Annotated in this window: 16 protein-coding genes; 8 read left to right on the top strand and 8 right to left on the bottom strand. The window is 42.8% G+C overall.

What is annotated here, in order from left to right; genetic code table 11:
- Nucleotides 1-6: 6 nt before the first annotated feature.
- From AN619_RS05410 to AN619_RS05395, 3 genes are all read left to right on the top strand, one after another.
- Nucleotides 7-1,221: a bifunctional 3,4-dihydroxy-2-butanone-4-phosphate synthase/GTP cyclohydrolase II gene (locus tag AN619_RS05410; RefSeq protein ID WP_068555531.1), complete on the top strand. Its 1,215-nt coding sequence runs from the start codon at nucleotides 7-9 to the stop codon at nucleotides 1,219-1,221.
- The gene (gene ribH / locus AN619_RS05405; protein ID WP_068555529.1) at nucleotides 1,218-1,679 is read left to right on the top strand and encodes a 6,7-dimethyl-8-ribityllumazine synthase; all 462 of its coding nucleotides are present in this window, start codon (nucleotides 1,218-1,220) and stop codon (nucleotides 1,677-1,679) included. Before AN619_RS05410 ends, ribH begins: the two co-directional genes overlap by 4 nt.
- 315 nt (nucleotides 1,680-1,994) lie before the next feature.
- Nucleotides 1,995-3,491: an FMN-binding glutamate synthase family protein gene (locus tag AN619_RS05395; RefSeq protein ID WP_068555525.1), complete on the top strand. Its 1,497-nt coding sequence runs from the start codon at nucleotides 1,995-1,997 to the stop codon at nucleotides 3,489-3,491.
- Between the two features lie 25 nt (nucleotides 3,492-3,516).
- Here the strand turns inward: AN619_RS05395 and AN619_RS05390 are convergent, their stop codons facing one another.
- From AN619_RS05390 to AN619_RS05370, 5 genes are all read right to left on the bottom strand, one after another.
- The gene (locus AN619_RS05390) at nucleotides 3,517-5,280 is read right to left on the bottom strand and encodes an urease accessory protein UreH domain-containing protein (RefSeq protein ID WP_068555522.1); all 1,764 of its coding nucleotides are present in this window, start codon (nucleotides 5,278-5,280) and stop codon (nucleotides 3,517-3,519) included.
- Between the two features lie 377 nt (nucleotides 5,281-5,657).
- Nucleotides 5,658-6,092, bottom strand: coding sequence for a metal-sensitive transcriptional regulator (locus tag AN619_RS05385; protein ID WP_242867335.1), 435 nt, complete (start codon nucleotides 6,090-6,092; stop codon nucleotides 5,658-5,660).
- 143 nt (nucleotides 6,093-6,235) lie between these two features.
- Nucleotides 6,236-6,580: a hypothetical protein gene (locus AN619_RS05380; protein ID WP_068555520.1), complete on the bottom strand. Its 345-nt coding sequence runs from the start codon at nucleotides 6,578-6,580 to the stop codon at nucleotides 6,236-6,238.
- Between the two features lie 2 nt (nucleotides 6,581-6,582).
- Complete coding sequence (locus AN619_RS05375) at nucleotides 6,583-7,788, bottom strand: DUF1576 domain-containing protein (RefSeq protein WP_242867334.1); 1,206 nt, start codon at nucleotides 7,786-7,788, stop codon at nucleotides 6,583-6,585.
- Nucleotides 7,789-7,992: 204 nt separating this feature from the next.
- Entirely contained in the window at nucleotides 7,993-9,387 is a 1,395-nt protein-coding gene (locus AN619_RS05370; protein WP_068555516.1) for an S-layer homology domain-containing protein, read from the bottom strand.
- A gap of 208 nt (nucleotides 9,388-9,595) precedes the next feature.
- On the opposite strand from AN619_RS05370, the gene AN619_RS05365 reads away from it, so the two are divergent.
- Nucleotides 9,596-10,066 carry a hypothetical protein gene (locus AN619_RS05365; RefSeq protein ID WP_068555514.1) on the top strand — a complete coding sequence of 157 codons (471 nt, stop codon included), beginning with the start codon at nucleotides 9,596-9,598 and terminating at the stop codon, nucleotides 10,064-10,066.
- A 194-nt stretch (nucleotides 10,067-10,260) separates the two neighbouring features.
- Entirely contained in the window at nucleotides 10,261-10,449 is a 189-nt protein-coding gene (locus AN619_RS05360) for a hypothetical protein (protein WP_068555512.1), read from the top strand.
- A gap of 53 nt (nucleotides 10,450-10,502) precedes the next feature.
- Here AN619_RS05360 and AN619_RS05355 read toward each other — a convergent pair whose 3' ends face one another.
- The gene (locus tag AN619_RS05355) at nucleotides 10,503-11,321 is read right to left on the bottom strand and encodes a nitroreductase family protein (protein WP_068555511.1); all 819 of its coding nucleotides are present in this window, start codon (nucleotides 11,319-11,321) and stop codon (nucleotides 10,503-10,505) included.
- 199 nt (nucleotides 11,322-11,520) lie between these two features.
- Here AN619_RS05355 and AN619_RS05350 point away from each other — a divergent pair, with 199 nt between their 5' ends.
- The 3 genes from AN619_RS05350 to cooS all read left to right on the top strand — a co-directional run bounded on the left by AN619_RS05350 (nucleotide 11,521) and on the right by cooS (nucleotide 15,612).
- Nucleotides 11,521-12,342 (top strand): CsxC family protein, encoded by an 822-nt coding sequence (locus AN619_RS05350; RefSeq protein WP_068555510.1) that lies wholly within the window; start codon nucleotides 11,521-11,523, stop codon nucleotides 12,340-12,342.
- A 182-nt stretch (nucleotides 12,343-12,524) separates the two neighbouring features.
- Nucleotides 12,525-13,334, top strand: a complete 810-nt coding sequence (locus tag AN619_RS05345) for a CsxC family protein (RefSeq protein ID WP_242867333.1) — start codon at nucleotides 12,525-12,527, stop codon at nucleotides 13,332-13,334.
- A 145-nt stretch (nucleotides 13,335-13,479) separates the two neighbouring features.
- Nucleotides 13,480-15,612, top strand: a complete 2,133-nt coding sequence (gene cooS, locus AN619_RS05340) for an anaerobic carbon-monoxide dehydrogenase catalytic subunit (RefSeq protein ID WP_068555509.1) — start codon at nucleotides 13,480-13,482, stop codon at nucleotides 15,610-15,612.
- 223 nt (nucleotides 15,613-15,835) lie between these two features.
- On the opposite strand, the gene glnA is transcribed toward cooS, so the two are convergent.
- Nucleotides 15,836-17,266 (bottom strand): type I glutamate--ammonia ligase, encoded by a 1,431-nt coding sequence (gene glnA, locus AN619_RS05335; protein WP_068555507.1) that lies wholly within the window; start codon nucleotides 17,264-17,266, stop codon nucleotides 15,836-15,838.
- A gap of 16 nt (nucleotides 17,267-17,282) precedes the next feature.
- Nucleotides 17,283-17,723, bottom strand: coding sequence for an Lrp/AsnC family transcriptional regulator (locus AN619_RS05330; protein ID WP_068555505.1), 441 nt, complete (start codon nucleotides 17,721-17,723; stop codon nucleotides 17,283-17,285).
- Nucleotides 17,724-17,909: the final 186 nt, after the last annotated feature.

Raw genomic sequence — 17,909 nt, 5'->3', positions numbered from 1 at the left:
AAGCCAATGCACAAATTCAATACTATTGAAGAAGCCATTGAGGACATTAAGGCAGGAAAAATGATTGTAGTCGTAGATGATGAGGACAGGGAAAATGAGGGAGACCTTTTGATGGCTGCCGAAAAAGTTACTCCCGAAGCCATTAATTTTATGGCAAAATACGGTCGGGGCCTTATCTGCATGCCCATCTTGGGAGAGAGATTAAAGCAATTGAATATTCCCCAGATGGTCTCCCATAATACGGATCTCCATCAAACGGCTTTTACTGTGTCCATTGATGCCATCGAAACCACCACAGGCATCTCCGCCTACGAGCGGGCTGCTACCATTCGAAAGGTTTTAGATCCCAATGCAAAACCGGAAGATTTTAAAAGACCCGGTCACATCTTCCCCTTAGAAGCCAAAGAAGGAGGTGTGTTGAAGCGATCAGGCCATACAGAAGCCGCCGTGGATCTGGCCAAACTGGCCGGTCTTTATCCTGCGGGAGTAATCTGCGAAATTATGAACGAAGATGGCTCTATGGCCAGGGTGCCTGAATTGATGGAATATGTAAAAGTACACCAGTTAAAAATCATTACCATTGCCGATCTCATTGCCTATCGACGCAAAAATGAGGTGCTGATAGAGCGGGTTGCTGAAGCCAATATGCCTACAAAGTACGGAGAGTTTCGCATCATCGGATATCAGAACAAATTAAACGGCGAACATCACCTTGCCTTGGTAAAAGGAAATGTGGCTGACGGTGCACCCGTCCTTGTACGGGTACACTCAGAATGCCTGACGGGAGATGCCTTCGGCTCCATGCGCTGCGACTGCGGTGAACAGTATGCTGCTGCCATGAAGAAGATCAATGAGGAAGGCAGAGGTGTTCTTTTGTATATGCGCCAGGAAGGCCGGGGCATTGGTCTTATCAATAAGCTGAAGGCTTATGCTCTTCAGGACCGGGGCATGGACACGGTGGAAGCCAATTTGGCCTTAGGTTTCCCCGAAGACATGCGGGACTACGGTATAGGGGCCCAAATTCTTTTTGATCTGGGCATCCGTAAAATCCGTCTGATGACCAATAACCCTAAAAAGTTGTCGGGCCTTTCCGGCTATGGTCTGGAAATTGTAGAAAGGGTGCCGATTCAAATGAACCATAATGAAAGAAATGCTTATTATTTGAAAACCAAAAAAGAAAAGCTAGGCCATATGTTGAAGTTTAAGGAGGAGTCAAAATGAGAGTATATGAAGGAAAATTAATTGCCCAAGGTTTAAAATTTGGCATTATTGTAGGAAGATTTAACGAGTTCATCGGGGGCAAACTGCTGACGGGGGCCTTAGATGCCTTAAAACGTCACGGTGTGGAGGAGGCAGACATTGAAGTTGCCTGGGTGCCTGGCGCCTTTGAAATTCCCTTGGCAGCAAAGAAAATGGCAAAATCTCAAAAATATCATGCTGTGATTTGTCTCGGGGCCGTTATCCGGGGTGCTACTCCCCATTTCGATTATGTGTCCAGTGAAGTCTCTAAAGGAATTGCCCATATCTCCTTAGAGACGGAAGTACCTGTAATCTTCGGTGTATTGACGACAGACACCATCGAACAGGCCATTGAGAGGGCAGGCACAAAGGCCGGCAATAAGGGTTATGAAGCAGCCGTAACAGCTATCGAAATGGCCAATTTATTGAAAGAATTTTAGTATTTCCCTTCCCCATGAAGCCCAAAGAAGCAGTTCACCTGCTTCTTTAAATTTGTAGGCAAACCCTTGAGATTTGGCTTCCTGCTCAGACCTGCGCCGCTTTTCTGAATAAAAAATGAGAAAAAAGCGGCTTGCTGATTCGCGACGAAGCCTAAATCTCAAGAGTTCCCCAGCATTCTATTATTTTGTCTTGAGTCTGAAAGAAGCAGTTCATCCGCTTCTTTTTTGTATATTTCTTATCTTTTCAACAAAAATAATAATATGTATAAAGACTTGTCTGCCATGGCATTTCAACCAATAAAGGAGGTCACGACCTTGTCTAAAGGCGCAAAACAAAGAGCGTTTTCTCCCTTTTTCCATCCCATTCGCTATTTGATACGCAAAATGATTGCCAACGCCCTCAATCTACAAACAGAGATTTTAATGACCGATAAATATGACGAAAATGTCTTTGAAATCTTCGCCGGCATCCTCAAAACCGGTGTGCAAACTACCTTGGAAAATGAACTGCGGGCAGCAGAAGGAACAGCTATCGATCGACCCCTAGGCTCCTATCGGAGGTTCCCATCCTTGGATGATCTGATGTTCAATATTGCCCAACTCTATAAAATGCCCTTGGAATTCGAACAACCCGTAGACATGGGGGTAACCATCGGAAAAAAAGCAAAAAAGCCCTTTACTATCGAAATCCCCATTATCATTGCTCCTATGGCCTATGGCACTGCCCTTTCCAAGGGTGTAAAAATTGCCTTTGCCAAAGCCGCTGCCAAGGCAGGTACAGCCACAACCTCCGGAGAAGGTCCTATGCTGGCAGAAGAAAGGAAAGAAGCAAAATATTACATCCTGCAATACAACCGGGGGGATTGGGCAAAATCGGAAGAAATCCTGACTCAGGCCGATGCCATCGAAATACAGTTTGGCCAAGGAGCCCTGGGGGGCATCGGCAGCAGAACCAAAGCAGAAAACATCGATGACGAGATGAGGGAATATTTTCAGTACCCTGCCGGCTATGATCTTGTCAGTCACTCCAGACAACCAGAAGTACAGCATCCCAAAGATCTGGCAAAGCTGGTAAAAAAACTAAAGGATGTTACAGGAGGTAAGCCCATTGGTGCCAAAATCGGTGCCGGAAAACACCTGGAGGCCGATCTGGATATTCTATGCAACTCCGGTGTGGATTTTATAACGGTGGATAGTTGCGAAGCCGGCACCAAAGGAGCTGTGCCTATCTTGCAGGACGATTTTGGCGTTCCTGCTCCCTTTGCCATATCCCGCTCTGCCGAGTGGCTTTATAAAAACAACTTAAAAGACAGCATCACCCTATTGGCTTCCGGAAAAATACGAGCACCGGGGGATATGCTGAAGGCCTGTGCCTTGGGGGCCGATGCCTGTTATATCGGCAATGCCGCTCTTTTCACCGTATCCCACACCCAAGCTTTAAAAACCCTGCCCTTTGAACCGGTCACCCAACTGGTCTGGCACGGAGGGCAATTTGAAGACGAATTTGACATCGACGCTGGTGCAACTTCCTTAGCCAACTATTTAAAGGCATGCAAGGAAGAATTGGCAAAAGCCCTCCGTGTCTTGGGAAAGGAAAAGCTGGCAGACGTAGACAAAAGTGATTTATTTTCTCTAAGCGAACTCATTGCCAAAGGCTGCGGCGTACCTATGGCCTATGAACCCTATGAATATCCAAACAAATTTTCCCTTGATCCAGCCCCCCACCACAGACAGCGGCGCCATATCCTTGTGGGTAAAAGCCAAAGAACAGATCAGAAAAAGGAAAATGCAGAAAATACTAAAAAACCATAGATTCCTATGGTTTTTTGCAGTATCTTTAGTGGCAACTTCCTCCTCCTCCGGGTATAGATATGGAGCTTGCTTCTAAGGCTTTTACATCTACCTTCCTCAAATCTTCCACAATCACAATTTTTCCTCTAAGCATATTCATACTACAAGTAAATACAATTTCCCCTTCCTTTTCTGGTGTAAAACGAATTTCATTCCTGCCTTCCTTGAGCTCCTTTACAAATCCTGCATCGGGTATGGTGAGCATATAAGTACATCCATTGATTTCTTCTCCGTTGATAACCCAACGGGTTGCCAAGCCTTTTTGCACAACCAGTATGTTTGGACTATATCCATTATTCCCTACATTCATCTCTATCGTTTGTATGCTGCCGTTTACATTCGCTAAAACCGCCTTATTTTCCCCCTGAACGGTGCTGCAGCATTCTCTGCCGAAAAAGCTCCTTCCTTCAAATAATCTACCTACACCGCCTTTTTCGAAAGCCTTCCCATCTACCTTCGATGGATCTTCCACAGCTGTCAGTTTTGCAGTAATCATACCCATCCAACAACTGATGCGAATAGGCCCTTCTTGTGCAGGTGTAAATTCTATCACAGGATCTTCCATACGGAGATCTATCTCAATACCATATGCAGGAATAATCAGAGGATTATTGCATCCGTTAACGTTCTGTACATCCAGCTTGATTTTTACGGGCACCCCTACCTGCACAATCGGGTTATCCAGTACGTAGTCGTTGGCACCCACGGTCATATTGACAACCTGTTTCCCATCTTCCATCCTGATCTCTGGTACCTTGTTGGCCGTATTTTTCAGAATGCCAAAATCCAATGCCATGCCAGATAAAGCCAATCCCCGATTGAACATCATGATCCCTAGGACCATCACGAGGACTGCGCTCGCTTTCATCATCCCCTTGCCAAATTTGCCGCCAATAGCCGAAGTAATGGCTCCAAATAGGAAAAGTATGGGTACTGTGCCTATGCTAAAGAAAAACATTGAAAGGGCCCCTTTGGTCACACTGCCTGTTCCTAAGGCATACAACTGCATGGTTTGCAGTGGGCCACACGGCATAAATCCATTGAAAAGCCCTATAAAAAAAGGCCTCAGGGGAAGAGAAGCCCCTATCTTGTCATGGGAAATTCCAGGCATCTTCACGCCCACCCAGTTGGGAAAACGAAGGATATTCAACATTTTTAATCCTAATAAAAACATAAATATGCCGGCGCCTACAGCTACAATACCCTTGAATTGCCCTGATGGTGTAATCACAGCGCCAAGGCCTCCCACAATGCCCCCAATGGCCGTATAAGAAAGCACTCTCCCCGTATTGTACAACAAAGAAGACATCCATCGGGACCCTTTTGCGTTGACACTAATACTTTGTGAAAATGCAATTCCTCCACACATGGCAATGCAGTGGATCGATGTAAGGACCCCTACGAGAAAAATCAACCCATAGCCCATCCCTTCTGAAACCTCAGGTATAAATTGAAAACCAATAGTATTTTGTATGATGTAAAAGCCTGCAAACAAAAGAATCAACAACGGTATCACACTTTTGAATGGGCTTTTCTGCTTCTCCAAAACACCATAGCCTAATCTTTCAATGGCAGATATAAAGACTTCCTTGTCTAGGATATTGCCATCATAAACAATTTCCACCTTTGACTGACTAAAGGAAGCTTTGACTTCCTCCACTCCCTTTATCCCCTTGAGCGCCGACTCAATTCGCCTCTCACAATTTCCACAGGTCATCCCATCGAGCAATAATATGATTTTCCTCTTCATACTTCCTTCCCCACCCCATATGCTTTTTTGAATACACGATCATACGAAAAAAGAGCAAAAATCATGCCAACAATAGTAAGTTCTATAATCCATGGTTTTTACTCTTGTCTCCATATTATATTCTATAGACATGCACCGCTATAAAGTTTCATTGATGGCTTTATGAAGATAATCTTTTTATGCGGCAAATGTTTTGTTGCCAGTTACCAGTCATCAGTCGCCAGTACTGGCAGCCGGAAACTGATAACCGGCGGCGATTGCTATTTTAAAAAATATAACTTTGTTAAAGTAAATTCAATTTGGAGATTGTAAATCTATATCATCGAGAATAAAATAGCTTTGTGTGTCTTTTGCCACAGGGTCTGTAAGTTTTCCTACTATCGCATCATCTTATGGATGGTTTTCAAAAACTCTTCCACTACCGTTGGGTCACCTTTTTGAATTCGATCCACAATACAGGTTCTCATATGGCTTTCTAGCAAAAGTTTGCTGACACTGTCCATGGCTGATTGCACAGCGGCAATCTGGATCAGCACATCATCGCAATAGGTACCCCTCTCAATCATTCCCCGTATTCCCCTGATTTGTCCTTCGATTTTATTCAATCTTTTCACAAGGGCTTGGGTTACATGTTCCGGCCTATGACTTTTTCTTTCCCCATCGGTTCCCTCACAGCAATCCTCCCATTGATTCTCTATGAACTTTTCCATGGCATACCTCCCATTTGTTAGAAACCTTTCGGCAGCATTCTCTACAGCCTTTGCACAGGCAGCACAAGCCATGCCATATATCTTCAAATCATCTGCTTTCATTTTTCTCCTATATAGGGTACCCCCCTGTGGTATATCATGAGTTTATCATATTTCTTTTTATCCCCATTGTCAATATTTATTTTTCCCGCTACAAAAAATCACATGACAGGTATATTTCACCTATCATGCCATGGAGAATAATCCTATTTATACCGGTAAAGGGTAATCTCCAAATCCTGTCCCTCACTATATTTTACGATGGCTTCATCGGTCATCATGCCCACCAAGGACAACTCATTGGCCACATCGCAATCCCCCGTCAAGGTCCAATAGTACTCTTCTATCTCCTCATGTTTTGTACAATTTAACAACTTCACCAATTTTTCTACCTTCTTCAGTGAATTTTCCTTGTAATTACATTTGCAGTAGATTTTAAAATATTTCTCTGTTTCTTGAACATCCACATGAATATGGGTAGAACCCATATAAAAGCAATAATTCATCAATTCGTCCACAATTTTGGAAATTTTCAGCTTATGGTGTTTCACCCTTATACCTCCTTTTTGAAGGCTTCGATAATAGGTATGAGTGTAGCAGCTACGATGCCACCAGAAAAGCCATTATTGTATAAATTCACTCCTCCGTGCAGAAACCCTACATTTAATACTACAGAGGAATGTAAAAATCCTGCAAGCACTCCAAATTTCCATCCAAATTCCCCAGCAATGGGTGCCAACGTAGTTCCGAACAATGCCGCCAATACAATCGCAGGATCATTAACGTTCCATATTTTCGTCAGCCCTCCTAAGAATACTCCGATGAAAATGGGCAACATATTCCCCAAATGTTTGCCAAAAGCGCTGAAACCCACAATGGTAAAAATGCCTCCTATGGTGGGTCCGTTTAAATCCCCCCTGATCAGCAGAACATAGAAAGTCGACATCAAACCGTTAATTCCCATATTCAACAGACTCGGTGCAAATCCTTCTAAAATTACAAAATCCGTAATCAGTCTTCCCGAATATTTGAAAAATTTTTGGTAGTTCTTGAAAGACGCTTTATTGAAATAGAGTCCGATGCCTATCATCAGAAAGAACAGCACACATAGAAAGCTGCCTAAAATCCAATTGTTTCCCGTTGTCCAAATCATTCGTGTATCCAAAACCAATCCATAGGACTTCAATACGGACACAAAGATTGTTCCGATAATTCCTGCAGTAAAACCGATGTTATATAGATTGAATCCCTGGTGCACTCTCATCAGATAAGCAGACAGAGGAGGCAGGATGAAACCAATCAATATCCCTGTGACTACACCTAAAGGAATACTCAGCCATTTTGACAGGTTTGTAATAAACATGATTTGCGTAACCATGGGAGCTAAACTTGTTCCAAAAAGTCCTATATATACGTATTTGATAAATTTGTCTTTTTGAAATTTAGCATACAACCAAACTCCCACCATAATAAACCATATATTGAAAATATTTTTCCCAAAGAGGCCAAAGCCAGCCATAATCCACACCGTCGATATGGTGGCACCGGTAACCTTGATGTCCAGTTTATACAATAGCAAAACTGCCATCAGGGTCAATAAACCGGCATTGACAAAGGTAGCCCCTAAACCGCCTACACCAATGTAATCAGTAATTAGGAAATCCGGTTCAACAATGATCTGGCGCAATCCTTGAAAAATTCTTTGCGGAGAATCCATGAGAAAACCAAAGAGGATAAACAGCACACCATACAGGGCCAACACCAAATATCGTGTTTGATTTGAGATCTTTCCTCCTTCATCGATAAAGGCAGTTTTTTTAAAAATACCCTTAAAGATAAAAACCCCCCCTTTCTAAAGCTTTTGTAATTTTATTATACCCTACCATAACTTTTTTTTCATCTGTAAAAATGTATAAACATGCATATGGAAAGAGGCTGTGACCCTTTGAATCACAGCCCTTTCCTAGTCTTGCGTATAAATTTTTACAATCATGTAATTTTCTACTTTCACTTGAACTTCTTTTCCAACCTTTAGCTCATCAAAAGAAAGGATATCTCCATCTTTTTCTTTGATTTCTGCATTCTTTGCCACAGCAAAGGTTTTCATCTGGTTGCCTGCCTGAAGGGTCAGTTTGTTTTCCTTTCCTGTGATTTTTTCAATGATTATACCTTTGAAGGTTTCTGCTGTTGTTGCAGCAGTTACCTTTGTCACCTTTCCATTTTCCAATTTTAATTCTATTTTCATACCCACAGCCAAATCATGAAAACTCTTTGTTTTTCCGTCCATCTTTATTTCCGTACCTTTTTCAATGGTAAACAATTTCTCTTTATTTTCATTTTTCACAACAATTTTTTGGTCGTCTATATTTATATCCGTAATGATCCCTTGGAAGCTTTCCTCAATCACAACCACGTCAGTTTTCCACCAGATTTCCTGGACAATTTTGTCTTCGATTTTTATTTCAATAATTTCTCCTATTTTCAAATCTTTTATAGTTTTCATCTTCCCATGAATATATACTTTTATGTCATTCCCTAGCTTATAACCCTCTATATCTTTGTTTCTCTCTATAAATATCTTTTCATCATGAACCCATATCAATTTTCCTTTGATGGTCTGTACCCCTTGCGCTTCATCTTCCCCATCATCCAACTGCTCATCCAGGATAGCCACCAGGCTGGCCATTTCTGCCCTTCTTACCGGTTGGTTCGGTCGAAAAGTCCCGTCGGGGTATCCCTTCATTATGTCTTTTGCATCAATAAGGTATACATATCCTACAGCACCAATTTGTACAGCGGAGGTATCTTTAAACCTTAACTTTTCATTCATGCGCTGTTGGGCTTCCTCTTCCAATCCTAGGGCTCGTATGATATATTTTGCTACTTCCTGTCTTGTGGCAGGTGTAGCGAAGTTTTGCTGTGCCAGATCTATTTCATCGATCAAGCCTTTCTCCCGGGCTACTTCCATATATCCTTTTGTCCAGTCCTGTAATTTATCTTTGATTTTATCCTCTTTTTTTCCTTTTTTGATAAGGTCCAAAGACAAATCTGCCGCATCATCCCAGCCCATGGCACGGATAATCATTGCAAGGGCTTCTATTTTTGTAACATGTCTGGAGGGAGCAAATTGTCCTTCTGCTACACCGCTGATAATACCCTTGTGGGCCAATTTTTCAATGGCCTCCCTTGCCCAGTCAAATCCATCAAGATCCATAAACTTTTTCGCAATCCCCGGTGGAAGCCCCCCTTTTTTTGCCAATCCCGGAGGCGTAAATCCTTTGTACTCGGCAGCATAGCTTGGAATACCCATGGTAAATAAAAGGCCCATTGTCAAGATCAAACTTATGATTTTTTTCACTTTGCCTTCCTCCTTTTTTCATTTTCAATATAGTTTACGCAACTTTCTTTTTTCTTCGGTACCACAGAAATGTTCTTCTGTAATTTTTCTGAAAATCCATAATTTTTATTCCCTCTTTGATATTTTTCAGTGCCAGTTTGAAAAATTCATGCATACCTTATACTGAGGGAAAAATTTCTTAATAAAATATATTGAAGGGGGAACGAAAGTGGATAAGAGTAAAGAATATAAAGATCCTATGAAAGATGTCAAAATGGAGGCAGAATATCCCATGCACCCGGGAATGCCTATGGGTATGATGCCCGCCATGGATTATCCTATGACGCAGCCCATGCCATGTCCGATGATGGGTATGATGCCTGCTATGGATCATATGATGCCCTGTCCTATGGCAGGTTCAATGCCTATGGGTATGATGCCCGCCATGGATTATCCCATGATGTATCCAATGGCACAGCCTATGGATTGCCCTCATATGATGCATCCCATGGAACACGATTATATGATGCCCGCCATGGATTATCCCATGCCCATGGCGATGGCCGAGGGAATGCCCACAGATACAAAAGACCTATGCTATCATGCCCATATGCATATGTACCAGGCCTATATGCACAAGGCAGAAGCTCACAGGTATAAAGCCATGAGATGCATGCATAAGGATTGCTGCGACAGATGACGTCCAGCAGGCTTCTCCAGAAAATGGGAAGCCTTTTTTCATATCCCTAGAATTTGTATTCTCCTTGTTTATTTTTTTCTTTTTGCACCATAAAATATTTCCATAAAATTTGTCACACTTTTTTTTGTTTTTCGTAATATGATAATAAGCTATTGATTCAGCCAATATCAATAAAGAAAATGGAGGGTACATGTATGAGTGAAGCAAAAAAAGGATTTTTTGGTGGATTGGGGGACGATTCATCACTATTATTCTTTTTCCTATTGCTTGTCATCCTTTTTGGCGGAAACTTCTTTGGCGGCACATACGGTGATGATACGTCTCTGCTATTCTTCTTCCTGCTGCTGATCATCCTCTTCGGCGGCGGCTTCTTCGGCATCTGATCTGCCCAATAAAAATACTGCCTGTTCCGGCAGTATTTTTATTGGAAAGAAAATTATAGACTATAATATCCCACCAGTTTTTGTTCTCCGGGAATTCCATATTTCCCCTCAATCCCTTCGCCAACATCCAGTTGCCAACGACCCGGAATCCCTTCTTCCCAGGCTGATTTTTCAAAATACAGCATCACAATTCCCGCATCCAGCCTCATGGCATCCCTTTCTTCCCTCTGAACCGTCAACAATATTTTGTCTCTATCCATGATGAACCGCCAAGGTTGTTTGTTCCCCCAAGAAGGGGCCAATCGCACGTGATACAATACGCGAGCCAAGCCCCTTTCCTCCAATGCCTCCAACGTGCACGGCTGCCCCCATCGTCCCAAGTATACGATTTCCTCAATCCCTAATCTGCTGCTTTGTTTTGAAATATCTTTTTTGAATATTCCCTTATATTCATGGCCAATGGCCACAAAGGCAGTGATTTTTTCTTCTCCTTCCACACCTAATACTTCTCTTAAGGCCTCTTCATTTTCAATACTAAGCCAGCATGTTCCCAACCCTAACTCTCTGGCCTTTAAGCGCATAAGCTCCATAATATAACCGCTGTTTTCCATAAATGCCGGAAACTCCTTAGAAGCAATCACCAAATAGTGGGGTGCCTCTATCATTTTTCCATAATATCCGGCTTTGCCCGATAATTGATGAAAAACTTCCTGCCCATTGTCTATCCATAAAATCGATACATTTCTTCCCCCAGCAACCCCTATGGCCGTCTTCCCGGCCTCTAAGACTTCTTCAATGACACGATGTTCTACAGGTTCTTTCTTATAATCTCTCACTGTTCTCATTTCCTCTGCCAGCTTAGAAAATTTCATGTCTATCTCTCCCTTCCCTGGTCAATCATTCTCTTTGATACATACATATCCACTTTATTGATTTCTAAAACCAAAATTTTTTCTTTGTCACCTTTCTAGGAACGCCGGAATAACATGTACTAGGATAAACCTGTGCAGCCGCAAAATACATACCTGTAGAACACTCAAATATAAATCATGCGAAGGGGGACGATGAATTATGCCTTGGGCGAAATACGATCCATCTCAATTTTCCAAGTATCACCAGGGTCAGAAGCAGCAGGAATCTCAAATAAAAACTGCTTGTGTCCGTGTTACAGGGGGAACAACGGCCGATTGTGTCAATAAACCCGTTACCATTACCTCTTTAAGGACCGGCGCTATTGCAAAAATTCCCGTTGTTCTGGCTGAACTTACCCTACAGCTCAATTTAGATGCAATCATTGACTTGCCTGAGCCTGCCATAGAAATTAAGGATATGAAAAAACATGTGAAGGTTGTCCAATGTTTGCTTCTGCAGGATACCAACATGCTCTTCATCAAGGGTTTTGTCCGCAAAAACATTGATTATACCACCCGCAGCTGCTCCAATATCAAAGGAATCTGCGGAGATCTGCGCCATTGCACAGTAGATATTCCTTTTAACTGTACGACACCCGTCACCTTCAACGGTATCGACCCTTTGCCCTCTGTTTCAAGAACAGCCACAGAATTTGAATACTTTCGAAAACAGAATATCTCCGGCCCCGGATTCGCTGAAAAAGACGAACTGCTGTCCGGCGACTTGTCTGAATTTAACCAAATCAGCACCGAATACTTCAATGAACTTCCTTACTGCGAATTGGTCAGTAGCAAAATTATTGAATTTGACGAATATTTGAACCCTATTCGTTTATCAAGCATTTCTGCACCCTTTGAAGAAAAACAATTCAGGAGTATTGAAGAAAAAATGGTCATTTTCCTTACGCTGAAAATACTGCAAAATCGTCAGGTTGCTATCCCTGCTGTAGCCATAGGTCCTGTAGATGGTGAACAATGTTAGACACCCGACTTTCCAGACGCTTGGATGCCTCCATTCAAGCGTCTTTGCTATGAAAAAATAAAAATTTTTTGATTCCCCATGGAACCAAAAATGGACAAGATGAATAGCATGTACTAGGTGAAAGGGACGAGATCTTCTCTCCTTCATCAAAAAAATCAAAGAGTTTAGGGAGGAAAGAAATTATGTCATGGAAAAAATATAACGACGCACAAAATCTTCAAATGAGTCCCCTTGCAGCCCATAAGGCCTCTGCCACTTGCGTAAAAGTCACCGGAGGAACAACCTCCGACTGTGTCAATCAGCCTGTTCCCATCACTTCCCTAAGAAGCGGTGCCATTGTCAAAATACCCGTTGTCCTTGCGGAACTCACCGTTCAAATCAACGTGGACTCCATCATCGATTTGCCTGAACCTGCATGGGAAATCAAAAACATCAAAAAGCATGTGAAAATTACACAATGCTTGCTTCTGCAGGATACCAACATGCTCTTTATCAAGGGCTTTGTCCGCAAAAACATTGATTATACCACACGGGAATGCTCCAACAGCCAAGGCTTCTGCGGAGATATTAAACATTGTACGGTCGATGTCCCTTTCAGCTGTACAACACCTGTCAACTTCAACGGTATAGCCCCAATACCTCCTGTACCGAGAACAAAGACAGAATTTGAATATTTCAAGAGACAGGATCTATCCGGACCGGGGTTCGCTGAAAAAGACGAACTGCTATCTGGTGACTTGTCCGAATTTAATCAAATCAGCACCGAATATTTCAATGAACTTCCTTTCTGCGAATTAATCAGTAGCAGGATTGTTGAATTTGATGAATTCTTAAATCCTATCCATCCAAAATTCATCAAAGCGCCTTTCGAAGAAAAATTCTTTAGAAGCATTGAAGAAAAAATGGTAATCTTCCTTACACTGAAGATCTTGCAAAACCGCCAGGTAGCTATTCCTCCTGTGGCAATCGCGCCAATTGATCATGATTGCTAAAGGTTGAGGTCTATCTTCCAGTTCCCGGAATTTTCTTTCCGGGAACCTTTATTTTTTGATTTCTTAAAATTTACTTGATACATATGCATATATTCTTTGTCCTTTTCCAAAAATAATAAAGAAATACCTATAAGGAGGTTTATTCATGTCAGACAAAGATATTCAAAAATCCTATGAACAGAGTGCCGAAAGGATGCGTGGAGACAATAAGACCTTTGCAGCGGATTTAACCAATGAGGATTACAATGACCCCAATCTCCATCAAGATATTCACCAAAAAATATCTGTAAACTATGATAACATTGAAAAATCTCCGTCCATGGAAAAAGTACATCAATGGCAGCGAGAACATATCAAAAAAGATGACCAAACCAAGGAAGGCTACCCCCTAAACGTTATTATTGACCCTGCCATGAGAGAAATGTACCAGGTAGTACATCATGCCGGAATGACCAATGTATTTGACCGCTTCAGCCAGCAGCAGCCTACCCAATGCAAATTCTGCATTGAGGGCTTATCCTGTCAATTGTGCGCCAATGGACCCTGCCGTATCAGTAAAAAAGCTCCTAGGGGAGTTTGCGGCGTCGATGCCCATACCATGGTGGCAAGGAACTTCATGTACCGACATGTGACCATTGGAACTTCTGCTAACATCTTCCACTGCCACCAGGCAGCACGAACACTAAAGGCAGCAGGACAACATCCTGAAAGCGGCCTAAAAATCCGAGATCCCGAGAAGCTGAAAAAATATGCAGACATGGCAGGTCTTGATGCAAATCAACCCGTTGAAAAGCTGGCTGTAGCCTTTGCCGACTGGGTCATGAACGATATCCATGCCCCTTTCCATGTGGAATCCAAGGCTGTTGAAGCCTTTGCTCCTACACAGCGCAAGGAGTTATGGAGAAAACTTGGGTTGTTTCCCGGAGGTGGCTACAGCGAAGTTGCCTATGCTCAAACTCGCTGTATGACCAACTTTACTTCGGATCCTGTTGAATTCTTGTTAAACAGTGTACGCCTCGGCATTGCCAACGAGTACCAAGGATTATTCCTATTGAACATCATCCAGGAAATCCTCATGGGTACCCAAGAAATCACTATGAAACAGCAAAATATGGGACTGCTCAAGGAAAACATGATCAATATTGTGACCAATGGCCACATGCCATTGCTGGCCCATGTAGCTATCGATATGGCTTCTACAGATGAATGGCAGCAAAAAGCAAAAGCAGCAGGGGCCGACGGCATCCAGATCCTGGGGCATGTCTGCGAAGGTCAGCAACTTATAAACTATGAAGGAACCCATCTTCAAAAAGGTTATGGCGGACAGGAGGGCGAGTGGTTATCCCAAGAATATTTGCTGGCTACCGGTGTGGTGGATCTGTTCATGTTTGACTATAACTGCACTGTACCCACCATGCCCATTTTTGCCAAGCGCTTCGGCACCAAACTTTTAAGCACTCACCCCGTTATTAAACTCCAAGGCACCGATACCCTTGACTTTTTACCTGAAAAGATGAAGGAACAGGCTGCCAAGGCATTGGATATGGCTATCGAAGCCTTCAAACAACGTAAATCCGAAAATAGACCGACATATATTCCCCCCCATGTATCAGACTGTATGGTCGGATTCAGCACCGAATCTGTGAAGAAAGCCCTTGGAGGCAGCTTCCAGCCTTTAATTGAGCAAATTGCCAAGGGCAATATCCGAGGGATTGCAACGATCGTAGGATGCACCACTGCCCGATACGGTCAAGGGGGCAGCAACATCTTCAAGATTACCAAGGGATTAATCGAAAACAACATTCTGGTATTGTCCGGTGGATGCACCTCCAGCGTCATGGAGTATACAGGACTTACCCATCCAAAGGCTGCCGATGAATGCGGCGAAGGCTTGAAGGCTGTATGCAAACAATTGGGTATCCCGCCAGTCCTCACCTATGGGGCCTGCGTAGACATCGGCAAGATGACCCATACGGCAAAAGAGTTGGCCGACGCTCTCCATGTAGACACCAACAAGCTGCCTTTGGTCATTGGTGCGCCAGAGTACCTGGAACAAAAAGCCGTAGCCGACGCTTGTACTGCCGTGGCCTTAGGTTGGCTCGTACACGTTGCCCCTGTACCATCCATTACAGGCAGCGATGTAGTCGTTAAAACCCTTACAGAGACAACCGAAACTTTGGGTCTTGGCAAAGTTGTAGTGGAAATGGATGCCGAAAAAACCGTACAAATCTATGTAGACCACATTGAAAAGAAACGCAAAGAATTAGGTCTGCATTAATCGGAAAAAAGCCATGGGAATTATATTTTCCCATGGTTTAGCTTGTAGACAAACCCTTGAGATTTGGCTCCCTGCTCAGACCTGCGCCGCTTTTCTAAATAAAAAAACAAGGAAAAAAGCGGCTTGCTGATTCGCGACGAAGCCTAAATCTCAAGGGTTCCTACTTAGCCTGTTACTTTTTCTACAGACTGAGCCATGGGAATTATATTTTCCCATGGCTTTTTTATAGATCATAGTACATTTTATACTCCAGCGGGTGTGGCACAATTCTCACTTGCTCTGCTTCTTTCCTGATTTTTCGCAATTGATCCCCAATGAGTCCCTCGGAGAAAACACCCCCTGCCAACAGGAATTCATGATCCTCCTCTAAGGCATTGGCAGCTTCCTCCAAAGAATGGGGCAGTTCCCTTATCTTTTTCTTTTCTTCCTCCGAAAGGGCATACATATTGACGTCGTATGGTCCGAAACCTTCCTCCCTAGGATCAATCCTCTTCTGAATACCGTCAATCACTGCCATCATCAGTGCTGCATAGGCCAAATAGGGATTGGATGTGGCATCGGAAGGTCTAAATTCAAACCGCTTGGCCTCCGGACTGGTAGCATAGCCCGGAATTCTGATTACTGAGCTTCGGTTTGCCGTTGCAAAACAGATGCTTACGGGTGCCTCATAGCCTGGTACAAGACGTTTGTAGGAATTGGTGCTTGGATTTGTAAAGGCCATCAGTGCAGGAGAATGCTTCAATACACCGCCGATGGCATACAAAGCCGTATCACTTAGGCCCGAATATCCCTTGTCATCAAAGAAAATAGGCTTTCCATCCTTGAACAATTGTATATGGACATGCATGCCACTTCCTGCTTCACCAAAGAAAGGTTTTGGCATAAATGTAACGGTTTTCCCGTGGGCCAACGCCATATTCTTTACAATATATTTCAACTTCATGGTACGATCTGCCATTTCCTTTAAAGGTCCAAAACTTACCTCAATCTCTACCTGCCCCGGCCCTCCATTTTCAGAATGGTGGTATTTCACAGGGATCCCGTTGTCCTCCAAGGCCCTGACCATTTTATTTCTAAGATGAAAGCTTGCATCATAGGGTATGTCCGCATGATACCCCTTATGGTGCATTACCTTGTAGCCCAAATTTTTTTCATCCTTTTTCTCCCCATTCCACTCTGCTTGATGGGAATCTAAGAATACCTCCATATGATTGGGCGTATTTTTAAAGGAGATATGATCCAGAATATAAAATTCAAACTCCGGTCCCAACAGATTTCGATCAGCAATGCCCAGCTCCAACAAATATTTTTCTGCCTTTTCTGCTACATATCTCGGATCTCCCGCAAACCGTTCCCTTTGTTCCCCCAAGGTATAGATGTCTCCAATCATCGTCAAAGCAGGTATCTCTGCAAAAGGATCTACAAAAGCGCTGGTGATGTCAGGAATAAATACCATGTCCGATTTTTCCACCGTTAGAAAGCCATAGCTTGAACCGTCAAAACCAATGCCGTTCTCCAGGGTCTTTTCACTGAACCGCTCCACAGGAATCGTCAGATGATGCCACCTGCCTGCCAAATCCACTACTTTAAAATCAATCAATTGAATCTTTCTGTCCTCACAAAATGTTTTTAACTCATGGATATTCCCAAACATTGAAATCCCCCTTTTTTTATTTTTCTACTTGAATTCGGGTCGTTTCCTTGATGGTAGACAATACAAGATATGTATGGGTATTGGGTGCCGCGTGGTTGATTTGATCAATAAGATGCTCCAGTTCCTTTGTATTTCTGGCTTTGACCTTCACCAAAAAACAGGTATTGCCAGTAACCTTGTGGCATTCTTGCACTTGGGGCATGGCCGCAATCATCTCCGCCATCTCCTGGATAGAGATATTTCCCACAGGTACCGAAATAAAGGCAGTAATATCCATTCCTATTTTTTCCCCATCTAGAATGGCCGTGTACCCCTTGATAATTCTTTCCTGCTCCAGCTTTTTTACCCGTTCATTGGTGGCCGAAGTAGACAAACCGATTTTTCTGCCTAATTCAGCCATACTGATTTTCCCATTTTCCTGCAATTCTTTTAAAATCATCAAATCAAAACTATCCATATTTCACCTCCTTGAAAATGTTTTCCTAACATCATTTTACTACTTTTTCGAAAATTTTCAATTATTTTAATTATAATTTTTTTATTTTCCCGTTAAATTCATTTTGATACTGTATTCATCCACTCCTTGGGAAAGCTTCATGCTTCAAAAAATTTCATAAAAAAAACAGATAAGCATTCTCCTTTG

Source organism: Thermotalea metallivorans, from assembly GCF_001562415.1.
GTDB lineage: Bacteria > Bacillota > Clostridia > Peptostreptococcales > Thermotaleaceae > Thermotalea > Thermotalea metallivorans.
Note: the sequence above shows the minus strand (reverse complement) of the source record. Positions and strands in the feature narration are given on the sequence as shown.